This is a genomic window from Kitasatospora sp. MAA4, assembly GCF_029893355.1.
In the GTDB taxonomy this organism is placed as follows: Bacteria; Actinomycetota; Actinomycetes; order Streptomycetales; family Streptomycetaceae; genus Kitasatospora.
On the sequence record NZ_JARZAI010000005.1, the window covers coordinates 263568 to 285218 of the forward strand.

Here is a 21651-nt window from a genome sequence, read left to right on the forward strand (position 1 = left end):
CGGGCCGCGGCGGGAGGCTCTGGTTCCGGCCGGCGCGGGGGGCGGCAGTGCGGGGCACCGGGAGGAACTCGACCAGGGGGAAGCGTGTGCCGATGAGGCGTCTGCTGGGGGTGCTCGTCGCGTTGGCGCTGGTCGCCGGCGTGGCGGTGGTGGTCTGGCGCACGTGCTGCGCCGGTTCGGGGGTGGCACCGCCGGTGTCGATGGTCACCCTGCACGGGGTGATCGGCTCGGAGAAGTCCGACTTCTTCCGCGATGCGGACGTGCAGAAGGCCCTGCGCGCCAAGGGGTTGGTGGTGGACACCGCCTCGGCGGGGTCGCTGGAGATGAGCGACCAGAGCCTGAGCGGCGACGACTTCGCGTTCCCGGCCAGTTCGGTGGTGGCCAACGACATCAGGGGCCTGAACCCGGTGCCGGTACGGCCGTTCTACTCACCGCTGGTGATCGTGGCGCGTCAGTCGACCGCGAAGTTGCTGCTCGACAACCAGCTGGCCTCCGAATCGTCCTCGGGCGTCTGGACGTTCAGGATGGGCGCGTACCTGGCGGACCTTCAGCACTCGGTGACCTGGGAGAGCCTGTCGGGCGCGGCGAACGACCCGGCGCTGAGGGGGCTGATCTTCGTCACCACCACCGATCCGGCGTCCTCGTCCTCGGGCGCGCTGCACCTGGCGGTGATGTCCTACCTGGCGAACGGCGGCAAGGTGGTGTCGGACCAGGCCGGGGTGAACCTGACCGCGCCGCTGCTGCGCCATCTCACCGAGATCCAGGGTGCCCAACTCCCGAGCACGGACGGTCCGTTCCGCAACTTCGTGTCGGGGGTCGGCAATCCGCTGGTCTGGGTCTACGAGTCGCAGGTGGCGGCCGAGGCGTCGAAGGGGACGCTGCCGCCGGACACCGTGCTGCTCTACCCGGACACCACCTTCCTGAGCGACCACACGCTGGTCGAGTTGACGCCTGCGGCGAGCGCGCTGGCCGTCGCGCTGCGCGACGATCCGAAGCTCCAGAACCTGGAGGCCCGGCTGGGCTTCCGTCCGTCGGGCGATCCCACGGCGTTCGGGCGGGCGATGGCGACGGTGAAGACCAAGGGGTTCGCGCCCGACCTCTCGCAGGCCGGGGTGGCGCAGGTGGCGATCCCCGCGACATCGGTGATGCGGCAGCTGGTGGTCGCCGCCGAGGGGACGGGCTGATGACGGCGACGGCGGGACCGATACGGGGAGCGGCGATGCAGAGGACTCGGCGCGGGCTGGTCGGCGTGCTGGCGCTGGTGCTGGCGGCGGTGGCCGGGTGCGACTCGCCCTCACCGAAGCCCGCGCCGGGCCCGACGGGCGCCGGCGCAGCGAGCGCGACGGCCACGGCCACGAGCAGCGGCAGCGGCGCCGGCAGCGGCGCAGCGATGACCCTGCGGGTGCTGGCCGGCAGCGAACTGCAGGACATGCAGCCGATCCTGGACGATGCGCGGAAGGCGACGGGGGTGAGCGTCAAGTTCACCTACACCGGCACGCTGGACGGCGCCGACACCGTCACCTCGGGCAAGGCGGACGGCAGCTACGACGCGCTCTGGTTCGCCTCCAACCGCTACCTGCGGCTGGACCCGGCGGGTGGCGCCAAGCTGCTGTCGGAGACCCCGGTGATGGTCTCGCCGGTGGCGGTGGGGGTGCGCAGTTCGGAGCTGGCCGCGCTGGGCTGGGACCCGGCCCAGGTGACCTGGTCGCAGATCGGCCAGGCGGTGGCGGCGCAGAAGCTGACCTTCGGCATGACGGACCCCTCGCGCTCCAACTCGGGCCTGTCCGCGCTGGTGGGGCTGGCGTCGGCGTTCTCGGGGGCGCAGTCCGCGCTGACGCAAGGAGACATCGCCAAGGCCTCGCCGGCCCTTCAGCAGTTCTTCTCGGGCCAGAAGTTGACCTCGGGCTCCTCGGGCTGGCTGGCGCAGGCCTACCAGCGGGCGGCGCAGGGCGGTTCGGGGGTGCAGGTGGGGGCGCTGGTGAACTACGAGTCGGTGCTGCTGGAGTTGAACCGCACGCTGCCCGCCGCCTCCCAACTCACCGTGATCCGCCCGACGGACGGCGTTGTCTCGGCGAACTACCCGTTGACGCTGCTGAGTTCGGCGACGCAGCCGGCCAAGGACGCGTTCCAGCGGCTGACCGCCTACCTGCTGCGGGACGACGTGCAGCGCAGGATCTCGGACGTGACCGAGCGCCGGCCGGTGGCCGCCGGGGTCGCGCCGGGCGCGGGGTTGGGGACGGACGTGCGTCCGGAGCTGGCGTTCCCGGGCAGTCGGGCGGTGGCGGACGCGCTGCTGTCGGCGTACCAGAACCAGCTGCGGCGCCCGTCGCGGACGGTGTACGTGCTGGACACCTCGGGCTCGATGGCGGGGGCGCGGCTGACCGCGTTGCAGGCGGCGCTGACCCAGTTGACGGGCACCGGCGGCTCGGGGGCGGTGGTGCCGTTCCGGGACCGGGAGCAGGTCACGCTGATCTCCTTCGCCGACGGCGTGAAGTGGGAGCACACCCACGACGTGCCGGACCAAGCGCCGGACGCGGCGCTGGCGGCGATCCGCTCCGACGTGCAGAGCCTGTCGGCGGACGGCGGCACGGCGATCTACAGCACGTTGGAGGAGGCGTACAGGGTGGTGGCGCAGCAGCAGGCCGCCGCCCAGGACGACCGCTTCACCTCGATCGTCCTGATGACGGACGGGGAGAGCAACGAGGGCGATTCGGCGGCGCAGTTCGCCGCGTTCTACAAGGCGCTGCCGCCTTCGGGGCAGGCGGTGCCGGTCTTCCCGATCCTGTTCGGTGAGGGCGCGAAGCCGCAGTTGCAGGGCATCGCGGACACCACCGGGGGCCAGCTGTTCGACGGGGTCTCGGGGGATCTGGGCAGCGTCTTCGAGGAGATCCGTGGCTACCAGTAGGCGCGGCTGGCCGGCCTGGTTCGACTCGCGACCGCACTACCTGGGCAGCGGGGGCGGCGCGCTGGGGCTGGTGGTGGCGCTGGTGGCGCACACGGGCGCCTGGGCGCCGGCGGTGGTGGTGGGGCTGTACGCGGCCGGTGCGGTGCTGGGGCTGGCCTTCCAGCCGACCGGAACCGGGACCGGGGGACCGGCCGGCGTCGATCTGGCCGCGAAGCTGCGTCGGGAGCTGGCGGAGCAGCACACCCGGGTGCTGGCGTCCGGCTGGCCGGAGGCGGACGAGCGGACCGCCCGCCTGCTGGTGGAGGGGGTGGGGGTGCGGGTCGGTCCGGACAGCGCTCAGCGGCTGCGCACGGTGGTGGACGCGGTGGTCCCCGCCGAGCTGGACCGCTACGAGCGCAGCAGCTCGTGGTGGCGCCTGGAGCCAGTCGGTGCGCCGCCGGGGGCGGAGTTCGCCGAGCGGGTCCGGCTGGTGCTGGACAAGCTGCCGTAGCGCGGCCTGCCCGGCACCGGCCGGAGCCGGCTCAGTGCGCGGAGTGGTGCTCGGCGCCGCGGTGCCGGTGCCCCTTGAGCTCGGCGTGGGCGGGCAGCGCGCCCGCCATGGCCGGGCCGGCGGGCAGCCCGTGGCCGCCGTGGCTGAAGGCTGCGCCGGCGGTCAGTGCGGCGTAGCCGCCGGTGGTCGCGGGAGCTGCGGCGCCGTGCGGTCCGCCGTGCAGGACGGGACCGAAGTCCCCTGGTTTGCCACCGCTGACCGCGGCCATCATGCCGCGGCCCTCCAGAAGCTCCTGGGTTCCGCGGCGGAGCTTGGTCATCTTCAGCGTCGGTCGCTTGGTCATTCCTGGCCTCCCATCGACGTCCTTAAGCGATGGTATGTCCAGATTCCCGCCAGTTCACATCCTCAGAACGGGAAGCGGCTGCGCCCGTGCTGGATCGAGATCCACTTCAGCGTGGTGAAGACGTCCACGGTGGACTCGCCGTTGAGCCGGCCGAGCCCCGAGTTCTTCTCGCCGCCGAACGGCACGATCGGCTCGTCGTGGATGGTCCCGTCGTTGACGTGGATCATGCCGGTCTCGATCCGCTGCGCCACCCGCACGCCGCGCTCGACGTCGGCGGTGTGCACGGCGCCGCTGAGGCCGAACGGCGTGTCGTTGGCGAGCGCCACCGCCTCCTCCTCGCCGTCGAAGGGGACCAGCAGGACGACCGGGCCGAAGAGTTCGCGCTGGAGGATCGGCGCGTCGCTGCCGAGCCCGGTCAGCACCACCGGGTCCATCAGTGTGCCCACCGTGCTGCCGCGCAGCAGCACGGTGGCGCCGTCGGCGACGGCCTGGTCGACCTGGGCGGTGATCGCGTCGGCCTGGGTGGTGTTGATCAGCGGGCCGATCTGGGTGTGCGGGTCGCTCGGGTCGCCGACCTTGAGCGAGCCGACCTTGCGCACGAAGCGCTCGGTGAACTCCGCCAGCACGCTGCGGTCGACCAGGATCCGGTTGGCGGCCATGCAGACCTGGCCCTGGTGGGCGAAGCGGCTGAAGACGGCGGCGTCCACCGCGTAGTCGAGGTCGGCGTCGTCCAGCACGATCAGGGCGCTGTTGCCGCCGAGTTCGAGCACAGAGCGCTTGAAGTGCGAGGCGGCCACGGTCGCCACGTGCCGGCCGACCTTGTCCGAGCCGGTGAAGGCGATCACCTTGGGGACCGGGTGCTCGATCAGCGCGTCACCGATCTCGGCGATGTCGGTGACCAGCACGTTGAGCAGGCCCGGCGGCAGGCCGGCCTCCTCGAAGATCTTCGCGATCAGCGTGCCGCCGGCGATCGGGGCGTCCTGGTGCGGCTTGAGGACCACCGCGTTGCCGAGCGCGAGCGCGGGCGCGACGGACTTCAGCGACAGGAAGAGCGGGAAGTTGAAGGGGCTGATCACCCCGACCACGCCGACCGGCAGCCGGTAGAGCCGGTTCTCCTTGCCGTCCACCGGCGAGGGAAGGATCCGGCCCTCGGCGCGCAGCGAGAGCTGAAGGCACTCGCGCAGCATGTCCTTGGAGAGCGAGAGTTCGAAGGCGGCCTTGAGGTGGGTGCCACCGAGCTCGGCGATGATGATCTCGGTGATCTCCTGCTCGCGCTCCTCGATCACCCGCAGCGCGCGCTCGAAGACCATCCGGCGGGCGTACGGGTTCAGCCGGGCCCAGGACTTCTGCGCGCGCTCGGCGGCCCGGTAGGCCTGGTCGACCTGGTCGACGGTGGCCACGGTGATCGCCGCGAGTTTCTCGCCGTTGAAGGGGTTGATGTCGACGACGTCCCAGGAACCGCTGCCCGTACGCCACTCACCGTCGATGTACTGCTGCGCGAGTTCCGAGAAATAGGACACGTGACTCCCCTTCGCAAGACCTGACTAGGAATCATCGTACTAAGTACTCAAGGTTCTTGGAGCAAACGCTCAATAAGCTCCCAGCTTCGCTGCGGGCTCAGACTGTCGACCCGCAGCCGTTCCAGAGTGGCTGCGTACTCGGCGACCTCGCGCGGCCGGTCCAGGTAGAGCGCGGTGGTGAACTGCTCCAGGTAGACGATGTCCCCGAGGTCCGGCTCGGGGAAGCTCAGCACCGAGAACGTGCCGCTCTCGGCCGACAGCCCGTCGAAGCCCAGCGGCATCACCTGCAGCTCCACCCGCGGCAGTTCGGCCAGTTCCAGCAGCCGGGTCAGCTGGCCGCGCATCACCTCGGGCCCGCCGCAGGGGCGGCGCAGCGCGGCCTCGTCGATCACGGTCAGCAGCCGCGGCCCGCTCTCGCCCGCGAGCAGGCGCTGGCGGCGCATCCGCACCCGCACCCGGCGCTCGATCTCCGCCTCGGGCGCGGACTGCGAGCCGAGCCGGATCACCGCGCGGGCGTACTCCTCGGTCTGCAACAGGCCGGGCACGAGCTGCACCTCGTAGGAGGAGATCGCGCCGGCCGCCTCCTCGAAGCCCAGGTAGGTCTGGAACCAGGAGGGCACCACGTCGGCGTACTCGTGCCACCACGGGACGGCGTTGGCCGAGCGGACCATGCCGAGCACCTCGTCGCGCCGGGCGGGCTCCGCGACGCCGTAGAGGGTCAGCAGGTCGGCGACGTCGCGCTCCTTGAAGCTGACCCGGCCCAGCTCCATCCGCCCGATCTTGGACTCCGAGGCCCGGATCTCGTAGCCCGCGTCCTCACGGCTGACACCCTTGGCCTCCCGCAATCGGCGCAGCTGGGAACCCAGCAGCAGCCGTCGTACCGTCACCCCGCTCCCGGTCTGCGCCGTGCCGCTCATCGCCGTTTCCTCCCCCACGGAACCGCTCAAGTCGGCAGTCTGCCATGCCCGCCCGCTACAGGGCATCGGAAGGTTCCTGTGAGTTCGCCCGGCCGCCCAGCGGCGGTCCGACGCACCGTCAGCGGTCGACCGTTCGCTCCAGCACCAGCAGCGCGGGCACCGCGGCCAGCGCCAGCACGGTGGCCGGCCACCGGTCCGGCCGGTCCGTGCTCTACCTGCGCACCGTGCTCGCCGAGGCCCTGGTGGCTGCGGCGCGGTGAGCACTCCTGTCATGTCCTGCGGCGGGAAAGGGAAACGGCACCTGCCCCCAGCTTGGTCGGGGAGGGAGCAGGCGCCGTATGACCGCGCCCGGCGGCTCTGACGGGTGGCGGGTGAAGCAACCCGGCGAACCGGGGGTGTGCGGGAGGGTTGTTGTTCAGACCACCAGGGGGCGGTCGGTCGGGCGGATCGGGGCGGGCAGCGCGGTCTTGCCGCCCAGGTAGGTGTCAACGGCCGCGGCGGCCGAGCGGCCCTCCGCGATCGCCCAGACGATCAGCGACTGGCCACGGCCCGCGTCACCACAAACGTACACGCCAGGCACGTTGGTTGCGAAAACGCCGTCGCGGTTGATGTTGCCGCGGGCGTCGAGTTCGACGCCGAGCTGCTCCACCAGGCCGTTGGCGGTGTCGGTGCCGGTGAAGCCCATCGCCAGGGTGACCAGCTGGGCCGGGATGGCCCGCTCGGTGCCCTCGATCGGCTGGAACCGGCCGTCCTTGAACTCGACCTCGACCAGGTGGAGTTCGGCCACGTTGCCGTCCTCGTCGCCGGTGAAGTGGGTGGTGTTCACGGAGTACACGCGGTCGCCGCCCTCCTCGTGGGCGGAGGTGACCTTGTAGACCATCGGCATGGTCGGCCAGGGCTGGCCGGTGGGGCGGTCGTCGCTGGGGCGGGGCATGATCTCCAGCTGGGTGACCGAGGCCGCGCCCTGCCGCAGGGCGGTGCCCAGGCAGTCCGCGCCGGTGTCGCCGCCGCCGATGACGATGACGTGCTTGCCCTTGGCGCTGATCGGCGGCTCGACGAAGTCGCCCTCCTGCACCTTGTTGGCCAGCGGGAGGTACTCCATCGCCTGGTGGATGCCCTTCAACTCCCGTCCGGGGACGGGCAGGTCGCGGGCGGTGGTGGCGCCGGCGGCGACCACCACGGCGTCGAAGCGCTCACGCAGCTGCTGGCCGGTGATGTCCTCGCCGACACTGACGCCGGTGCGGAAGCGGGTGCCCTCCGCACGCATCTGCTCGATGCGGCGGTTGATGTGGCGCTTCTCCATCTTGAACTCGGGGATGCCGTAGCGCAGCAGCCCGCCGATCCGGTCGGCGCGCTCGTACACCACCACGGTGTGCCCGGCCCGGGTGAGCTGCTGGGCGACGGCCAGGCCGGCCGGTCCCGAGCCGACCACGGCGACGGTCTTGCCGGACAGCCGCTCCGGGACCTGCGGGGTGACCCCGCCGTTGTCCCAGGCCTTGTCGATGATGGTGACCTCGACGTTCTTGATGGTCACCGCGTCCTGGTTGATCCCCAGCACGCAGGCCGACTCGCACGGCGCCGGGCACAGCCGCCCGGTGAACTCCGGGAAGTTGTTGGTCGCGTGCAGCCGCTCGATCGCCCCGGTCCAGTCCTCCCGGTAGGAGAGGTCGTTCCACTCGGGGATCAGGTTGCCCAGCGGGCAGCCGTTGTGGCAGAACGGGATGCCGCAGTCCATGCAGCGGCCGGCCTGCTTGGTGATGATCGGCAGCAGGCTGCGCTCGACGTAGACCTCGTTCCAGTCCCGCAGTCGCACATCGACCGGGCGGCGCTCGGCCAGCTGCTTCGGGGTCGTCAGGAAGCCCTTGGGGTCAGCCATGTGCCGCCTCCATCATCTTGCGGGTGGTCTCGGACTCGGAGAGTCCGTCTCGCTCAGCGGCGTCCTTGGCGGCGAGCACGGCCTTGTAGTCGGTCGGCATGATCTTGGAGAAGCGGGAGACCCCGCTGCCCCAGTCGGCCAGGAGCTCGGCGGCGACGGTGGAGCCGGTCTCCTCGTAGTGCTGCTGGACGGTCTCGCGCAGCCACTCGCGGTCGGCGGCGGTGGGGGCCTCGATGCCCACCATGCCGTCGTTGACGTTGGCCGGACGCAGGTCCAGCACGTACGCGATACCGCCGGACATGCCCGCGGCCAGGTTGCGCCCGGTCTCGCCGAGGACGACGACCCGTCCGCCGGTCATGTACTCCAGGCCGTGGTCGCCCACGCCCTCGACGACCAGGGTGGCACCGGAGTTGCGGACGGCGAAGCGCTCACCGGCCTTGCCGCGCAGGTGGATCCGGCCGCTGGTGGCGCCGTACCCGATGGTGTTGCCGGCGATCACGTGGGCTTGCGCGTCGGCGCCGAGCGCGGCCGCGTTGCGGGCCGGGCGGACCACGATCACGCCGCCGGACAGGCCCTTGCCGACGTAGTCGTTCGCGTCGCCCTCCAGGCGCAGCGTGATGCCGCGCGGCACGAAGGCGCCGAAGGACTGGCCGGCGCTGCCGGTGAAGGTGACGTCGATGGTCCCCTCGGGCAGGCCGTCGCCGCGGTACCGCTTGGTCACCTCGTGGCCGAGCATGGTGCCGACCGTGCGGTTGACGTTGCGGATCGGCAGCTGGATGCGGACGGCGTCGCCGCGCACCAGGGCGTCCTCGGCCAGCTCGATCAGCTGGTTGTCGAGCGCCTTGTCCAGCGAGTGGTCCTGGGTGGTGGTGTTGTGCAGGGCCGTGCCCTCGGGCAGCTCGGGGACGTGCAGCAGCGGGGCCAGGTCCAGGCCCGCGGCCTTCCAGTGCGTGATGGCGGCGGCCGCGTCGATGTGCTCGGCGTGGCCGACGGCCTCCTCGATGCTGCGGAAGCCCAGCTCCGCGAGGATCTCGCGGACCTCCTCGGCGATGAACTCGAAGAAGTTCACCACGAACTCGGGCTTGCCGGAGAAGCGTTCGCGCAGCACCGGGTTCTGGGTGGCGACGCCGACCGGGCAGGTGTCCAGGTGGCAGACCCGCATCATGATGCAGCCGGAGACCACCAGCGGCGCGGTGGCGAAGCCGAACTCCTCGGCGCCGAGCAGCGCGGCGATGACCACGTCGCGGCCGGTCTTGAGCTGGCCGTCGGTCTGCACCACGATCCGGTCGCGCAGGCCGTTGAGCAGCAGGGTCTGCTGGGTCTCGGCGAGGCCGAGCTCCCAGGGGCCGCCCGCGTGCTTGAGGCTCGTCAGCGGAGAGGCGCCGGTGCCGCCGTCGTGGCCGGAGACCAGCACGACGTCCGCGTGCGCCTTGGAGACGCCGGCCGCGACCGTGCCCACGCCGACCTCGGAGACCAGCTTCACGTGGATGCGGGCCGCCGGGTTGGCGTTCTTGAGGTCGTGGATCAGCTGAGCCAGGTCCTCGATGGAGTAGATGTCGTGGTGCGGCGGCGGGGAGATCAGGCCGACGCCCGGGGTGGAGTGCCGGGTCCTGGCGACCCACGGGTAGACCTTGTGGCCGGGCAGCTGGCCGCCCTCGCCGGGCTTGGCGCCCTGGGCCATCTTGATCTGGATGTCGTCCGCGTTGACCAGGTACTCGGAGGTGACGCCGAACCGGCCGGAGGCGACCTGCTTGATCGCCGAGCGGCGCTCGGGGTCGTACAGGCGCTCCGGGTCCTCGCCGCCCTCACCGGTGTTGGACTTGCCGCCCAGGCGGTTCATCGCGATGGCCAGCGTCTCGTGCGCCTCCATCGAGATGGAGCCGTAGGACATCGCGCCGGTGGAGAAGCGCTTGACGATCTCGGAGACCGGCTCGACCTCGTCGACGGAGATCGGGGTGCGGGCGCCGGCGTCCAGCTTGAACAGGCCGCGCAGCGTCATCAGTCGCTCGGACTGCTCGTTCACCCGCTCGGTGTACTGCTTGAAGATGTCGTAGCGCCGGGTGCGGGTGGAGTGCTGGAGGCGGAAGACCGTGTCCGGGTCGAACAGGTGCGGCTCGCCCTCGCGGCGCCACTGGTACTCGCCGCCGATCTCCAGCGCGCGGTGCGCGGCGGAGATGCCGGAGGCCGGGTAGGCCTTGGCGTGCCGGGCGGCCACCTCCTTGGCGATCTCCTCCAGGCCGATGCCGCCGAGCTTGGTGGTGGTGCCGGAGAAGTAGCTGTCCACCGTGTCCTGGGAGAGGCCGATGACCTCGAAGACCTGTGCGCCGCGGTAGGAGGCGACGGTGGAGATGCCCATCTTGGACATCACCTTCAGGACGCCCTTGCCGAGCGCCTTGATCAGGTTGCGGATCGCCTTCTGCGGGTCGACGCCGGTCAGGAAGGTGCCCTGGGCGACCAGGTCCTCGACCGTCTCCATCGCCAGGTACGGGTTGATCGCGCCCGCGCCGTAACCGACCAGCAGGGCCACGTGGTGGACCTCGCGGACGTCGCCGGCCTCGACCAGCAGCGAGACCCTGGTGCGCTGCTTGGTGCGGATCAGGTGGTGGTGCACGGCGGAGGTGAGCAGCAGCGAGGGGATCGGTGCGTGCTCGGCGTCCGAGTGGCGGTCGGAGAGCACGATGATGCGGGTGCCGTCCGCGATCGCGGCGTCCGCCTCGTCCGCTATGGCCTTCAGGCGGGCGGCGAGCGCCTCGCCGCCGCCGGAGACCCGGTAGAGGCCGGAGAGCGTGACGGCCTTGAGGCCCGGCTGGTCGCCGTCGGCGTTGATGTGGATGAGCTTGGCCAGCTCGTCGTTGTCGATCACCGGGAACGGCATGCCGACCGAGCGGCAGGCGGCCGACTCGGCGGCCAGCAGGTTGCCCTCGGGACCGAGGTTGCTCAGCAGCGAGGTGACGAGCTCCTCGCGGATGGCGTCCAGCGGCGGGTTGGTGACCTGCGCGAACAGCTGGATGAAGTAGTCGAAGAGCAGGCGCGGCTTCTCGGAGAGCGCGGCGATCGGCGAGTCGGTGCCCATCGAACCGAGCGGCTCGCCGCCGGTCTTGGCCATCGGCGCCAGGATGACGCGCAGCTCCTCCTCGGTGTAGCCGAAGGTCTGCTGACGGCGCGTCACCGACGCGTGGGTGTGCGCGATGTGCTCGCGCTCGGGCAGCTTGGACAGCTGGATCTGCCCGGCGGCCACCCACTCCTCGTACGGGTACTCGGCGGCGAGGGCGGACTTGACCTCCTCGTCCTCGACGATCCGCTTCTGCTCGGTGTCGATGAGGAACATCTTGCCGGGCTGCAGACGGCCCTTCTTGACCACCTTCTCCTGGTCGATGTCGAGCACGCCGACCTCGGAGGAGAGCACGACCAGGCCGTCCTCGGTGACCCAGTAGCGCGCCGGGCGCAGGCCGTTGCGGTCCAGGACCGCGCCGATCTGGGTGCCGTCGGTGAAGGTGACGCAGGCCGGGCCGTCCCAGGGCTCCATCAGGTTGGAGTGGTACTGGTAGAAGGCGCGCCGGGCCGGGCTCATGGTGGCGTGGTTCTCCCAGGCCTCCGGGATCATCATCAGCACCGAGTGCGGCAGCGAGCGGCCGCCCAGGTGGAGCAGCTCCAGGACCTCGTCGAAGGAGGCCGAGTCGGAGTGGTCCGGGGTGCAGACCGGGAAGATCCGGGAGAGGTCGCCGGGGATCAGGTCGGTTTCGAGCTGGGACTCCCGGGCGGTCATCCAGTTCCGGTTGCCCTTGACCGTGTTGATCTCGCCGTTGTGCGCGACGAAGCGGTACGGGTGGGCGAGCGGCCAGCTCGGGAAGGTGTTGGTGGAGAAGCGGGAGTGGATCAGGCCGATCGCGGAGGCGTAGAGCCGGTCCGACAGGTCGGGGAAGAAGGGCTCCAGCTGCCCGGTGGTGAGCATGCCCTTGTAGACGATGGTCCGAGCGGAGAGCGAGGGGAAGTACACCCCGGCCTCGCGCTCGGCGCGCTTGCGCACGACGAAGCCGATCCGGTCCAGCTCGATGCCGGTGCGCGTCGCGTGGCCCAGGAAGATCTGACGGAAGCGCGGCATCACCGAGCGGGCGGTGGCGCCGAGCAGGTCGGGGGCGACCGGGACGTCGCGCCAGCCCAGGACGGTGACGTCCTCCTCGGCGGCGATGGCCTCGATCTGCGCGACGGCGGCGGCGTCGGCCGCGTCCTCGTCCGGCAGGAAGGCGATACCGACGGCGTAGGCGCCGGCGGCGGGGAGCTCGAAGTCGACCTGGGAGCGCAGGAATGCGTCCGGGACCTGCGTCAGGATGCCCGCACCGTCACCGGAGTCCGGCTCGGCGCCGGTGGCGCCGCGGTGCTCCAGGTTGCGCAGGACGGTGAGCGCCTGCTCGACGATCTTGTGGTCGGCGATGCCGGTCAGCGTGGCGACGAAGCCGACGCCGCAGGCGTCATGCTCGTTTCGCGGGTCGTACAGGCCCTGAGCAGCAGGTCGGGCATCCGGAACGAGCGAGTACGGGCGGCGCGCGGCGCCGTCCTGCTCGGGCTCGTTGGCGGAGTGCATGGATGCGGACAGCATCGGCTCTCCCGTCGTCGTCTTTGGCAAAAGGTGCATGTGCAACAGGGACGACGTTGGCCCTCTGCGATTTCGTGCAGGTTACATGATGCCGCACATCCCGGAAAGTGGAATCTGTAGTCCACATGGCGGACACAACCCCAGGTCAGAGGCTGTTACCGACCGGTAATGGCAACGGGGAGAGACAACTTCTCATCCTCACGCTCCCCCAAGTGTGCCCGGTGTCCCGCGGGCCGAAACAGGGCCGAAACGAACACCGCTGCAGCGTCATCGGAGGGCGCCTGTGATTCCACCGTCCGGGGGTGGGCTCAGGCGCTGGACCTGCGGGTCCGGCGCACCTCTCGGCGATGGTAGAGCGGCCGGACCACCTCGACCCATGTGCGGAACGTCACGCACGGGGAGGTATAAACATGCAGAGCTCTGTGGCTTCGGACAGATGCGCTCAGGGGGCACGTCAGCCGATGTGGCCACCGATCAGCGATCCCAGCAGGTACGTGACACCGGCCGCCGCGCTGCCCAGCACCAGCTGGCGCAGGCCGCTGAACCACCAGCTGCGCGCGGTCACCCGGGCCACCACCGCGCCGCAGAGGAAGAGCCCCAGCACCGCCAGCACCAGCGCGGGCAGCAGCGAGGTCGCGCCCAGCAGGTAGGGCAGCAGCGGGAGCAGCGCGCCGAGCGCGAAGCAGCCGAACGAGGAGACCGCGGCGACCAGCGGGGAGGGCAGGTCGTACGGGTCGATCCCGAGTTCTTCCCGCGCATGGATCTCCAGTGCCTGCTCGGGATCGGCGGAGAGCTGGATCGCCACCTCGCGGGCGAGCTCGGGCTGCACACCGCGCGCGATGTAGAGGTTGGTCAGCTCGGCGAGCTCGTCCTGCGGGTTGCGGGCCAGCTCCAGGCGCTCGATCTCCAGCTCGGCCTGGACCAGTTCACGCTGGGAGGCGACCGAGGTGTACTCCCCCGCGGCCATCGAGCAGGCGCCGGCGGCGAGCCCGGCCAGGCCGGTGATGATCACGACGCTGTTGCTCGCCGCGCCGCCGACCACGCCGGTCATCAGCGCGAAGTTGGAGACCAGGCCGTCCATCGCACCGAAGACGGCCGGGCGCAGCCAGCCGCCGTTGACGTCGCGGTGGCTGTGCTGGTGCGCCTCCACGACGGGCGGCTCTGCGGCGAGCGGCTCAGCGGCGAGCGGCTCAGCGGCCTCCGCAACGACGGTCGGTTCTGCGATGGTCATGGTCACGGCGCTGCGTCCTTCGGTCGGGCATCCCCCCTTTCAGCGCAGCCGGGCACGGCGAACGGCCGTGAGAAAGGGGGCTGCCCGAAGGGCTCTCATGCGACGAAGCTAGTCCGATCTTCTGACACTTTCCAGCAAGCAAGCCCTGGCTAACCTCGCTGACCTGCGGTTATTCATGCAACGGACCCCGGAGCTGGTGGCTCCGGGGTCCGAGGTCGCAGGTGTACAGGTCAGGAAGCGGCGGGGTCCTTCACCGGGACGGCCTTCTCCTTTGGCGCGGACTTCTCTTCCACCGCCGACTTCTCCTCCGGCGCCGACTTCTTCTCCGGCGCTGACTTCTCGTCCGGCGCGCCCAGGGTCTCCAGCGCCTCCACCGCCTTCAGAGCATCCGCCGCGTCCAGTTCGGCAGGGGCCTGCGGGGCGTCCGATCCGGCCTTGGCCTCCGGGTCGATCGAGTCCGGCGCCTCGCGGCCGGGCCGCTTGCGGCCGACGATCACCAGGTAGGTGACCGCACCGAGGAAGACGACGATGCAGGTCCAGTCGTTGAGCCGCAGGCCCAGGATGTGGTGGGCCTCGTCGATCCGCAGGTACTCGATCCAGGCGCGACCCACCGTGTACGCGGCGACGTACAGCGCGAACACCCGGCCGTGGCCCAGCGTCCAGCGGCGGTCGGCCCAGAGCACCAGCAGCGCGACACCGACGCACCAGATCGACTCGTACAGGAAGGTCGGCTGGAAGACGCCGTTGGTGACGCTGCCGTCGGGGTTGACCTTGTGGATCTCCAGGCCCCACGGCATCGTGGTCGCCTTGCCGTACAGCTCCTGGTTGAACCAGTTGCCCCAGCGGCCGCACGCCTGCGCGAGCGCGATGCCCGGGGCGATGGCGTCCGCGTAGGCGGGCAGCGGGACGCCCCGGCGGCGGCAGCCGATCCAGGCGCCCACCGCGCCGAGCGCGATCGCGCCCCAGATGCCCAGGCCGCCCTCCCAGATCCGCAGGGCGTTCCAGGGGTCCATCCCCGGGGCGAAGTAGAGCTGGTTGTCGGTGACCACGTGGTAGAGGCGGCCGCCGACCAGGCCGAACGGCACCGCCCAGACGGCGATGTCACCGACCGTGTGCTTGGCGCCGCCGCGGGCGACCCAGCGCTTGCTGCCGAGCCAGACGGCGACGGCGACACCGATGATGATGCAGAAGGCGTACGCGCGTAGCGGGACCGGTCCGAGGTAGAGGACGCCCCGCGACGGGCTCGGAATGTAAGCGATATCCATGGCAGGGTCGACGCTACCTTGTCGTGACCTTGCTTCCGGTGCCGCCCGGGGTACCGGTTCGGATACGGCGCCACTGCGTCATACACGGCGGCGCCGCACCGCGCCGGCTCAGCCGGTGGCGCCGGGGGCGGGCTGGGCCGGCTGGTTCGGGTCGGTCTCGGCGGCGGTGCTGGTCGGCGCCGGGCTGGCCGAGGCCGACCCGGTGGTGCCCAGCGTCTTGCCGGCGTTTGCCTCGTTCACCCACTTCACCAGGTTGTCGGGGGTGATCTCGTCGTTGCCGTTCTTGGGGTAGATCGGCTTGCCGTTGAGCAGGATGGTCGGCGTCGAGGTGTAGCCGGACTTGTCGAAGTCCTGCTCCACCGCGGAGACCCAGCTGCCGAACTTGTTGCTGTTGACGCAGCTCTCGAACGTCGGCGAGTCCAGGCCCGGCACCTGCTTGGCGAGCGTGATCAGCTGGGACTTGTCCTTCCAGCTGTCGACCGTCTCGTCCGGCTGGTTGCGGTAGAGGACGTCGTGGTAGGCGCGGAAGTACCCGGCGTCCTGGGCGCAGGCCAGCGCGTTGGCGCCGTTCTTGGAGCCCTTGCCGCCGTCGTGCCGGTCGATGAACGACACGATGTGGTAGTTGCCGTAGATCTTGCCCTGGTCCTGCAACTGGTCGACGGTGGGCGCGAATTGGCGCTCGAACTGACCGCAGGCCGGGCAGCGCGGGTCCTCGTAGACGGTGAGGGTGGACGGCGCGTTGGCCGGGCCGTCCGGGATCACCAGGTTCTTGTTGCCGATCGCGCCGGCCGGGGAGGCCGTCGGGGTGTCCGGCTTGGAGCGCTGGTTCTGCACGAAGACGCCGACGCCGGCCGCGACCGCCAGCACCGCGACGACCGAGCCCAGGACGATCATCTTCTTCTTGCGGCTTTCCCTGGCCTCCTGGGCGGCCCGGTCCTCCCGCATCCGCTCACGGGCCGTGCGCTTGCCTTCTCGGTTCTTCTCACTCATTGACTTAGCTCTCAGCAGACTCGGCGGGTTCGGTGGGAGGTCGGAGGTCAGCGGTCAGGGCGGGCCTACGCGGCCAGCCAGGCGTCCGCGGACAGCTTGGTGCGGGGCCGGAAGACCAGCCAGAGCGCCAGCAGCAGGAAGCCGATGTCGCGCAGGATCTCCTGCAGGTACTCGGTCTGCGAGGCGTCCACCGCGCCGCCGCCGCCGAAGCAGCCGCAGTCGATCGAGATGCCGCGCGCCCAGGCCGAGCTGATCCCGGCGATGAAGGTCAGCAGGAGCAGCACGGAGACCACCGCGGCGATCCGCACCCCCAGGCCGACCACCAGCAGCACGGCCAGCGCGATCTCCAGGAACGGCAGCCCGTACCCGACCGGTTTGACCAGCCCCTCCGGCAGCAGCCGGTAGGCCCGGACGGCCTGGGCCGCCACCGCCGGGTCGGAGACCTTGGCCAGTCCGGCCCAGGCCCAGACGACCGCCAGGCCGAGCCGGGCGGCGGTGCTGATCCACTCGGCGGCCGGCCCGTCGGTCACCCGCCGCAGCGCCGACCGCGCGCCGGCCGCGGAGCCGGGCGGCTCACCCGCTCGGCTCGGCGGGCTGTCCTGCTGACTGGCCATCGGAAGACCCCCTCGGGAACGCCATCTGCCCGGGCAGGCCTACCGCCGGAGCTACTTGACGAACCGTAGGGGATATCACCCGGTTCCCGCACATTGCCCCATTCACCCGAATGAGTGCAGATGCCCTACTTGCCGGTGTTGACGACCGGTTCCGCGGTCACGCCGCCCGACCCGGGCAGCGGGGCGCGGTGCCCTCGGCCACCGGAGCGGGCCGCCCGGGCCGCCGCCTGCAACTGGTCCTCGCCGGACCGCGGGTAGGCCTGCCGGGCCGCCTGCTCCGCACCGCGCCTGGCCAGCGCCGCTCCGACCACGTGCTCACCCCCGAAAGCCGCCCCCAGTACCAGGACCGCGGCGGCAGCCCGCAGGAGTACAGCACGCTGGAGACAGGCCACGGCGATCCCTTCGGAGCGGCTGGATTGTTGAGGAGTGTACGAACAGTGACGGCACAGAAGAGTCCCCAAGCCGCTCCCCGTCCAACGCCCGGCTGGTGCCGATGACACGTCAGGGCCCGATAGTTCACTCGTACGGGGAACACGCCGACGGCCCGCCACCCCCGGGCAGGGGTGGCGGGCCGTCGGTGGTAAAGGCCTGGCTCAGCGGCGGCGGACGCCCTGCGCGAGGTCGGCCGCCAGCGCGCGGACGGCCGCCAGCGCGGCCTCCTCGTCCTGGCCGGCGTCCAGGATCCGCTGGACGAAGGCCGATCCGACGATCACACCGTCGGCGAAGCCGGCCACCTCGGTGGCCTGCGCGGCGGTGGAGACGCCGAGTCCGACGCAGACCGGCAGGTCGGTGGTGGCCCGGGTGCGGGCGACCAGGTCCTGCGCCATGCTGCCGACCTGGGCCCGGCTCCCGGTCACGCCCATCACGGCGGCCGCGTAGACGAACCCGCTGCCGGCCGCGGTGACCTCGGCCAGCCGCTTGTCCTTGCTGCTGGGCGCGACCACGAAGACGGTGTCGAGACCGTGCTCGCCGGCCGCCTTGCGCCACTCCTCGGACTCCTCGACCGGGAGGTCCGGAAGGATCACGCCCGCTCCCCCGGCCGCGGCCAGGTCGGCGGCGAACCGGGCGACGCCGTAGCGGTCCACCGGGTTCCAGTACGTCATGACCAGCACGGCCGCCTCGGGGGCCGAGTCGGCCACCTCCTGGACGGTGCGCAGCACATCCTTGATCCGGACGCCGCCGCGCAGCGCGATGTCGTCCGCGGTCTGGATGGTCGGGCCGTCCAGCACCGGGTCGGAGTGCGGCAGGCCGACCTCGACGATGTCGCAGCCGCCCTCGATCAGCGCGCGGACCGCCCGGATCCCGCCCTCGATGCTCGGGAAGCCGGCCGGGAGGTAGCCGATCAGGGCGGCACGGTTCTCGGCCTTGGCGGCGGCGAGGACGGCACTCAGCTTCGAACTCATGCTCACTTGCCCTCGCTGTCGTAAAGGTCGAAGTACTGCGCGGCGGTGTGCATGTCCTTGTCGCCACGGCCGGAGAGGCTGACCAGGATGACGGCCTCCGGGCCGAGTTCGCGGCCCAGCACCAGGGCGCCTGCCAGCGCGTGGGCGCTCTCGATGGCGGGGATGATGCCCTCGGTGCGCGACAGCAGGCGCAGCGCCTGCATGGCCTCGTCGTCGGTCACCGGGCGGTACTCGGCCCGTCCGGTGTCCTTCAGCCAGGCATGCTCGGGGCCGACGCCCGGGTAGTCCAGACCGGCCGAGATGGAGTGGCTCTCGATGGTCTGGCCGTCCTCGTCCTGCAGGACGTAGGTGCGCGCGCCGTGCAGCACGCCCGGGTCGCCCTTGGTCAGGGTGGCCGCGTGGCGCGGCGTCTCGGCGCCCTCGCCGGCCGCCTCGCAGCCGATCAGGCGCACCCCGGCATCCGGGATGAACTCGTGGAAGATGCCCATCGCGTTGGAACCGCCGCCGACGCAGGCGACCACGGCGTCCGGCAGCCGGCCGGTGCGCTCCAGCACCTGCGCGCGGGCCTCGATGCCGATCACCCGGTGGAAGTCGCGGACCATCGCCGGGAACGGGTGCGGGCCGGCCACCGTGCCGAACAGGTAGTGGGTGGTGTCGACGTTGGCGACCCAGTCGCGGAACGCCTCGTTGATGGCGTCCTTGAGCGTGCGGCTGCCGGACTTCACCGCGACGACCTCGGCGCCCAGCATCCGCATCCGGGCCACGTTGAGCGCCTGGCGCTCGGTGTCGACCTCGCCCATGTAGATGGTGCACTCGAAGCCGAAGAGCGCGCAGGCGGTGGCGGTGGCCACGCCGTGCTGGCCGGCGCCGGTCTCGGCGATGATCCGGGTCTTGCCCATCCGGCGGGTGAGCAGCGCCTGGCCGAGCACGTTGTTGATCTTGTGCGAGCCGGTGTGGTTGAGGTCCTCGCGCTTGAGCAGCACGCGCGCGCCGCCGGCTTCGGCGGAGAACCGGTGGACGTCGGTGAGCGGGCTCGGGCGGCCGGTGTAGTCCTTGAGCAGCAGGTCGAGTTCGGCGAGGAAGGCCGGGTCGTTCTTGGCCTTCTCGTACTCGTCGGCGACCTGCTCCACGGCGGCGATCAGCGCCTCCGGAATGAAGCGGCCGCCGTACGCGCCGAAGTAGCCCCGGGCGTCGGGGACCTGGGCACCGGGCAGGTAGTCGTTCTCGGACATGACAGAGTCCTTGGCTGAGATGTCGGGCATGCGATGACGTGGAGAGGGAACGGCATCAGCCGTGCGTCCCGCGCTATCGGCTGCCCGGCACCTGACCCGGCTCACAGCCGATCACGTACCGGACCCGCCGCCCCAGCACCCGGCGTGCGGGCGCACGGCAGCCGCGCGGGCGGCAGCCGGGGGCGAGGCGGGCACTCATCGTCGGGTCAGCCCCGTCCGTTGTTGCGCAGCGCCGGGTGGGCGCCGGCCGCCACCAGGTCCGCGACCGCGGCCTTCGGGTCCTTGCCGGTCACCAGCGACTCGCCGACCAGGACGGCGTCCGCGCCCAGGTTGGCGTAGGCGATCAGGTCGTGCGGGCCGCGCACGCCCGACTCGGCGATCTTCACGATGTGCGCCGGGATGGCGTCCACCACGTTGCCGAAGGTGTTGCGGTCCACCTCGAGGGTCCTGAGGTTGCGCGCGTTGACGCCGATGATCCGCGCCCCGGCGTCGACCGCGCGGGCGATCTCCTCCTCGTCGTGCACCTCGACCAGCGGGGTCAGCCCGATCGACTCGGCCCGCTCGATCAGCGAGACCAGGGCGGGCTGCTCCAGCGCCGCGACGATCAGCAGGGCGAGGTCGGCGCCGTGGGCGCGGGCCTCCCAGAGCTGGTAGGCCGTGACGATGAAGTCCTTGCGCAGCAGCGGGGTGTCCACCGCCGCCCGGACCGCGTCCAGGTCGGCGAGCGACCCGCCGAAGCGGCGCTGCTCGGTGAGGACGCTGATCGCGGCCGCGCCGCCGGCCGCGTAGTCGACCGCCAGGGCGGCCGGGTCGGCGATCGCGGCCAGTGCGCCCTTGGACGGGCTGGAGCGCTTGACCTCGCAGATCACCCGGACGCCCTCGCCGCGCAGGGCGGCCACGCCGTCCTTCGCGTCGGGGGCCTTGGCGGCCAGCTCCTTGAGTTCGTCCAGGGAGACCCGGGCCTGCCGCTCGGCGAGGTCCTCGCGGACCCCGTCAATGATCTCGTCGAGCACACTCACGCTGGCGCCCCCATCAATCTGCTAGCCGGAAGATGCTACCGCAGGCGTCGCGCCCGGGTCGACTGCGCCGACTCCGACCGCGTACGTCCGGACACATCACGTCAGGACACGCACGTCACCATGCACGTCGAGGCCAGGGATGCGAGTCGCCCGGACCGGTGAGATCCGATGCCGGCGCGCCCCCGTTGGCACCTCGATGGTATCGGCACCGGGGCGCACGGGGCGCATCCGCCCGGCGCGCGTCTCGCGGAGCGGACCGGACGGCGGCAGGCGCGGCGGGCGGTCGTCTCGCAGGTCAGACCGGCGAACGCGGAGCGTCAGACCAGCGGGGGCGCCAGGCCGGCCCCGCCCGGGAGGTTGCGGAAGACCGTGAACGCCACCAGCAGCGCGAGCAGCGCCACCGTGCCGCGCAGCCCGAAGGCGATCCGCGGCGGCGCGCCGTCGGTCAGCGCCGCCCAGGCCCAGCGCACCCACAGCACGCCGAGCACGCCGAACAGCGCGACCGCGAGCAGGTTGTCGTGGCAGGCGGCCGTCAGGTCGCCGCGGCTGAGCGCGTGGACGCAGCGCAGGCCCCCGCAGCCCGGGCACCACCAGCCGGTGGCCTGCAGGAAGGGGCAGGTCGGGTAGTGGCCCGGGGTGTTCGGGTCGACGGCCGAGACGTAGAGGGTGGGCAGGGCGACGGCGGCGAGCGCGCCGAACGGGCGGGCGAGGCGGCGCAGTGCGGAGAGCTCACCGGCCGAGCTGCGGGAGGCGGTCACGGTGTTGATTCTGCCCCTCCCGGGCCCCCGGTCTCACCCACCGCGCAGAGCCGGGGGCGCAAACGCGCGGACCGGGGCGCGAGTCGAGTCGACTCGCGCCCCGGTCCGGGGAGAACTCACGTGCTGCTCAGCAGCTGCCTCAGGCGGTCGCGGCCTGGGCCTCAGCCCGGCGGGCCTCGCGCGCCTCGGCCTTGAGGGCCTCGACGGCCGGGTTGGGCTGCTTGCCCATGCCCGCCATCGCCATCGCCTTGCCGACCACGCCGGCCGCCACGATGACGACCACGCCGGCCCAGAAGATCGGCACCGAGGCCATGATCATGGCGGCGCCGCTGATGCAGAAGCCGACGAAGGCGATGGCCGAACCGGTCCAGGCGGCGACGGTGTGTCCGTGCGATGCTGCCGACATGTGAGGGTGCTCCTTGGCTCTACGGTCCTACCGGGGTTCCGGCCAGGTGGGTCCGGGATCTCGCCCCGACCGGGCCCGGCGGATTGTC

At 71.5% G+C, this 21651-nt stretch carries 19 protein-coding genes; 4 read left to right on the forward strand and 15 right to left on the reverse strand.

Annotated features, from left to right (window positions below; translation table 11 throughout):
- The first annotated feature begins 92 nt into the window (after window positions 1-92).
- The 3 genes from P3T37_RS09580 to P3T37_RS09590 are packed head-to-tail and all read left to right on the forward strand — an operon-like array spanning window position 93 to window position 3395.
- A complete protein-coding gene (locus P3T37_RS09580) occupies window positions 93-1184 on the forward strand; it encodes a hypothetical protein (protein ID WP_280723053.1) in 1092 nt (363 codons plus the stop codon).
- Between the two features lie 35 nt (window positions 1185-1219).
- Window positions 1220-2905: a VWA domain-containing protein gene (locus P3T37_RS09585; protein WP_280723054.1), complete on the forward strand. Its 1686-nt coding sequence runs from the start codon at window positions 1220-1222 to the stop codon at window positions 2903-2905.
- Window positions 2892-3395 (forward strand): hypothetical protein, encoded by a 504-nt coding sequence (locus P3T37_RS09590; RefSeq protein ID WP_280723055.1) that lies wholly within the window; start codon window positions 2892-2894, stop codon window positions 3393-3395. The genes P3T37_RS09585 and P3T37_RS09590 overlap by 14 nt, the downstream gene beginning before the upstream one ends.
- Before the next feature lie 31 nt (window positions 3396-3426).
- Here P3T37_RS09590 and P3T37_RS09595 read toward each other — a convergent pair whose 3' ends face one another.
- The 3 genes from P3T37_RS09595 to P3T37_RS09605 all read right to left on the reverse strand — a co-directional run bounded on the left by P3T37_RS09595 (window position 3427) and on the right by P3T37_RS09605 (window position 6175).
- Entirely contained in the window at window positions 3427-3738 is a 312-nt protein-coding gene (locus P3T37_RS09595) for a hypothetical protein (RefSeq protein WP_280723056.1), read from the reverse strand.
- A 62-nt stretch (window positions 3739-3800) separates the two neighbouring features.
- Complete coding sequence (locus P3T37_RS09600) at window positions 3801-5258, reverse strand: aldehyde dehydrogenase family protein (RefSeq protein WP_280723057.1); 1458 nt, start codon at window positions 5256-5258, stop codon at window positions 3801-3803.
- 47 nt (window positions 5259-5305) lie between these two features.
- Window positions 5306-6175, reverse strand: coding sequence for a helix-turn-helix transcriptional regulator (locus tag P3T37_RS09605; protein WP_280723058.1), 870 nt, complete (start codon window positions 6173-6175; stop codon window positions 5306-5308).
- A 44-nt stretch (window positions 6176-6219) separates the two neighbouring features.
- On the opposite strand from P3T37_RS09605, the gene P3T37_RS09610 reads away from it, so the two are divergent.
- Window positions 6220-6435, forward strand: coding sequence for a hypothetical protein (locus P3T37_RS09610; protein ID WP_280723059.1), 216 nt, complete (start codon window positions 6220-6222; stop codon window positions 6433-6435).
- Window positions 6436-6590: 155 nt separating this feature from the next.
- Here the strand turns inward: P3T37_RS09610 and P3T37_RS09615 are convergent, their stop codons facing one another.
- The 12 genes from P3T37_RS09615 to P3T37_RS09670 all read right to left on the reverse strand — a co-directional run bounded on the left by P3T37_RS09615 (window position 6591) and on the right by P3T37_RS09670 (window position 21563).
- On the reverse strand, window positions 6591-8051 hold the full coding sequence (locus P3T37_RS09615) for a glutamate synthase subunit beta (protein ID WP_280723060.1): 1461 nt from the start codon (window positions 8049-8051) through the stop codon (window positions 6591-6593).
- Window positions 8044-12633 (reverse strand): glutamate synthase large subunit, encoded by a 4590-nt coding sequence (gene gltB, locus P3T37_RS09620; protein ID WP_280723154.1) that lies wholly within the window; start codon window positions 12631-12633, stop codon window positions 8044-8046. The genes P3T37_RS09615 and gltB overlap by 8 nt, the downstream gene beginning before the upstream one ends.
- Before the next feature lie 466 nt (window positions 12634-13099).
- The gene (locus P3T37_RS09625) at window positions 13100-13876 is read right to left on the reverse strand and encodes a VIT1/CCC1 transporter family protein (protein WP_280723061.1); all 777 of its coding nucleotides are present in this window, start codon (window positions 13874-13876) and stop codon (window positions 13100-13102) included.
- Window positions 13877-14106: 230 nt separating this feature from the next.
- Window positions 14107-15141 (reverse strand): prolipoprotein diacylglyceryl transferase, encoded by a 1035-nt coding sequence (gene lgt / locus P3T37_RS09630; protein WP_280723062.1) that lies wholly within the window; start codon window positions 15139-15141, stop codon window positions 14107-14109.
- 108 nt (window positions 15142-15249) lie between these two features.
- A complete protein-coding gene (locus P3T37_RS09635) occupies window positions 15250-16131 on the reverse strand; it encodes a thioredoxin domain-containing protein (RefSeq protein ID WP_280723063.1) in 882 nt (293 codons plus the stop codon).
- 65 nt (window positions 16132-16196) lie between these two features.
- A complete protein-coding gene (locus P3T37_RS09640; RefSeq protein WP_280723064.1) occupies window positions 16197-16745 on the reverse strand; it encodes a MauE/DoxX family redox-associated membrane protein in 549 nt (182 codons plus the stop codon).
- Window positions 16746-16870: 125 nt separating this feature from the next.
- Entirely contained in the window at window positions 16871-17137 is a 267-nt protein-coding gene (locus tag P3T37_RS09645) for a hypothetical protein (RefSeq protein ID WP_280723065.1), read from the reverse strand.
- A 201-nt stretch (window positions 17138-17338) separates the two neighbouring features.
- Window positions 17339-18148: a tryptophan synthase subunit alpha gene (trpA, locus tag P3T37_RS09650; protein ID WP_280723066.1), complete on the reverse strand. Its 810-nt coding sequence runs from the start codon at window positions 18146-18148 to the stop codon at window positions 17339-17341.
- A 2-nt stretch (window positions 18149-18150) separates the two neighbouring features.
- Window positions 18151-19380 carry a tryptophan synthase subunit beta gene (trpB, locus tag P3T37_RS09655; RefSeq protein WP_280723067.1) on the reverse strand — a complete coding sequence of 410 codons (1230 nt, stop codon included), beginning with the start codon at window positions 19378-19380 and terminating at the stop codon, window positions 18151-18153.
- 206 nt (window positions 19381-19586) lie between these two features.
- Window positions 19587-20399 (reverse strand): indole-3-glycerol phosphate synthase TrpC, encoded by an 813-nt coding sequence (gene trpC, locus P3T37_RS09660; protein WP_280723068.1) that lies wholly within the window; start codon window positions 20397-20399, stop codon window positions 19587-19589.
- Between the two features lie 317 nt (window positions 20400-20716).
- On the reverse strand, window positions 20717-21157 hold the full coding sequence (locus P3T37_RS09665) for a DUF2752 domain-containing protein (RefSeq protein ID WP_280723069.1): 441 nt from the start codon (window positions 21155-21157) through the stop codon (window positions 20717-20719).
- A gap of 139 nt (window positions 21158-21296) precedes the next feature.
- Complete coding sequence (locus P3T37_RS09670) at window positions 21297-21563, reverse strand: HGxxPAAW family protein (RefSeq protein ID WP_280723070.1); 267 nt, start codon at window positions 21561-21563, stop codon at window positions 21297-21299.
- Window positions 21564-21651: the final 88 nt, after the last annotated feature.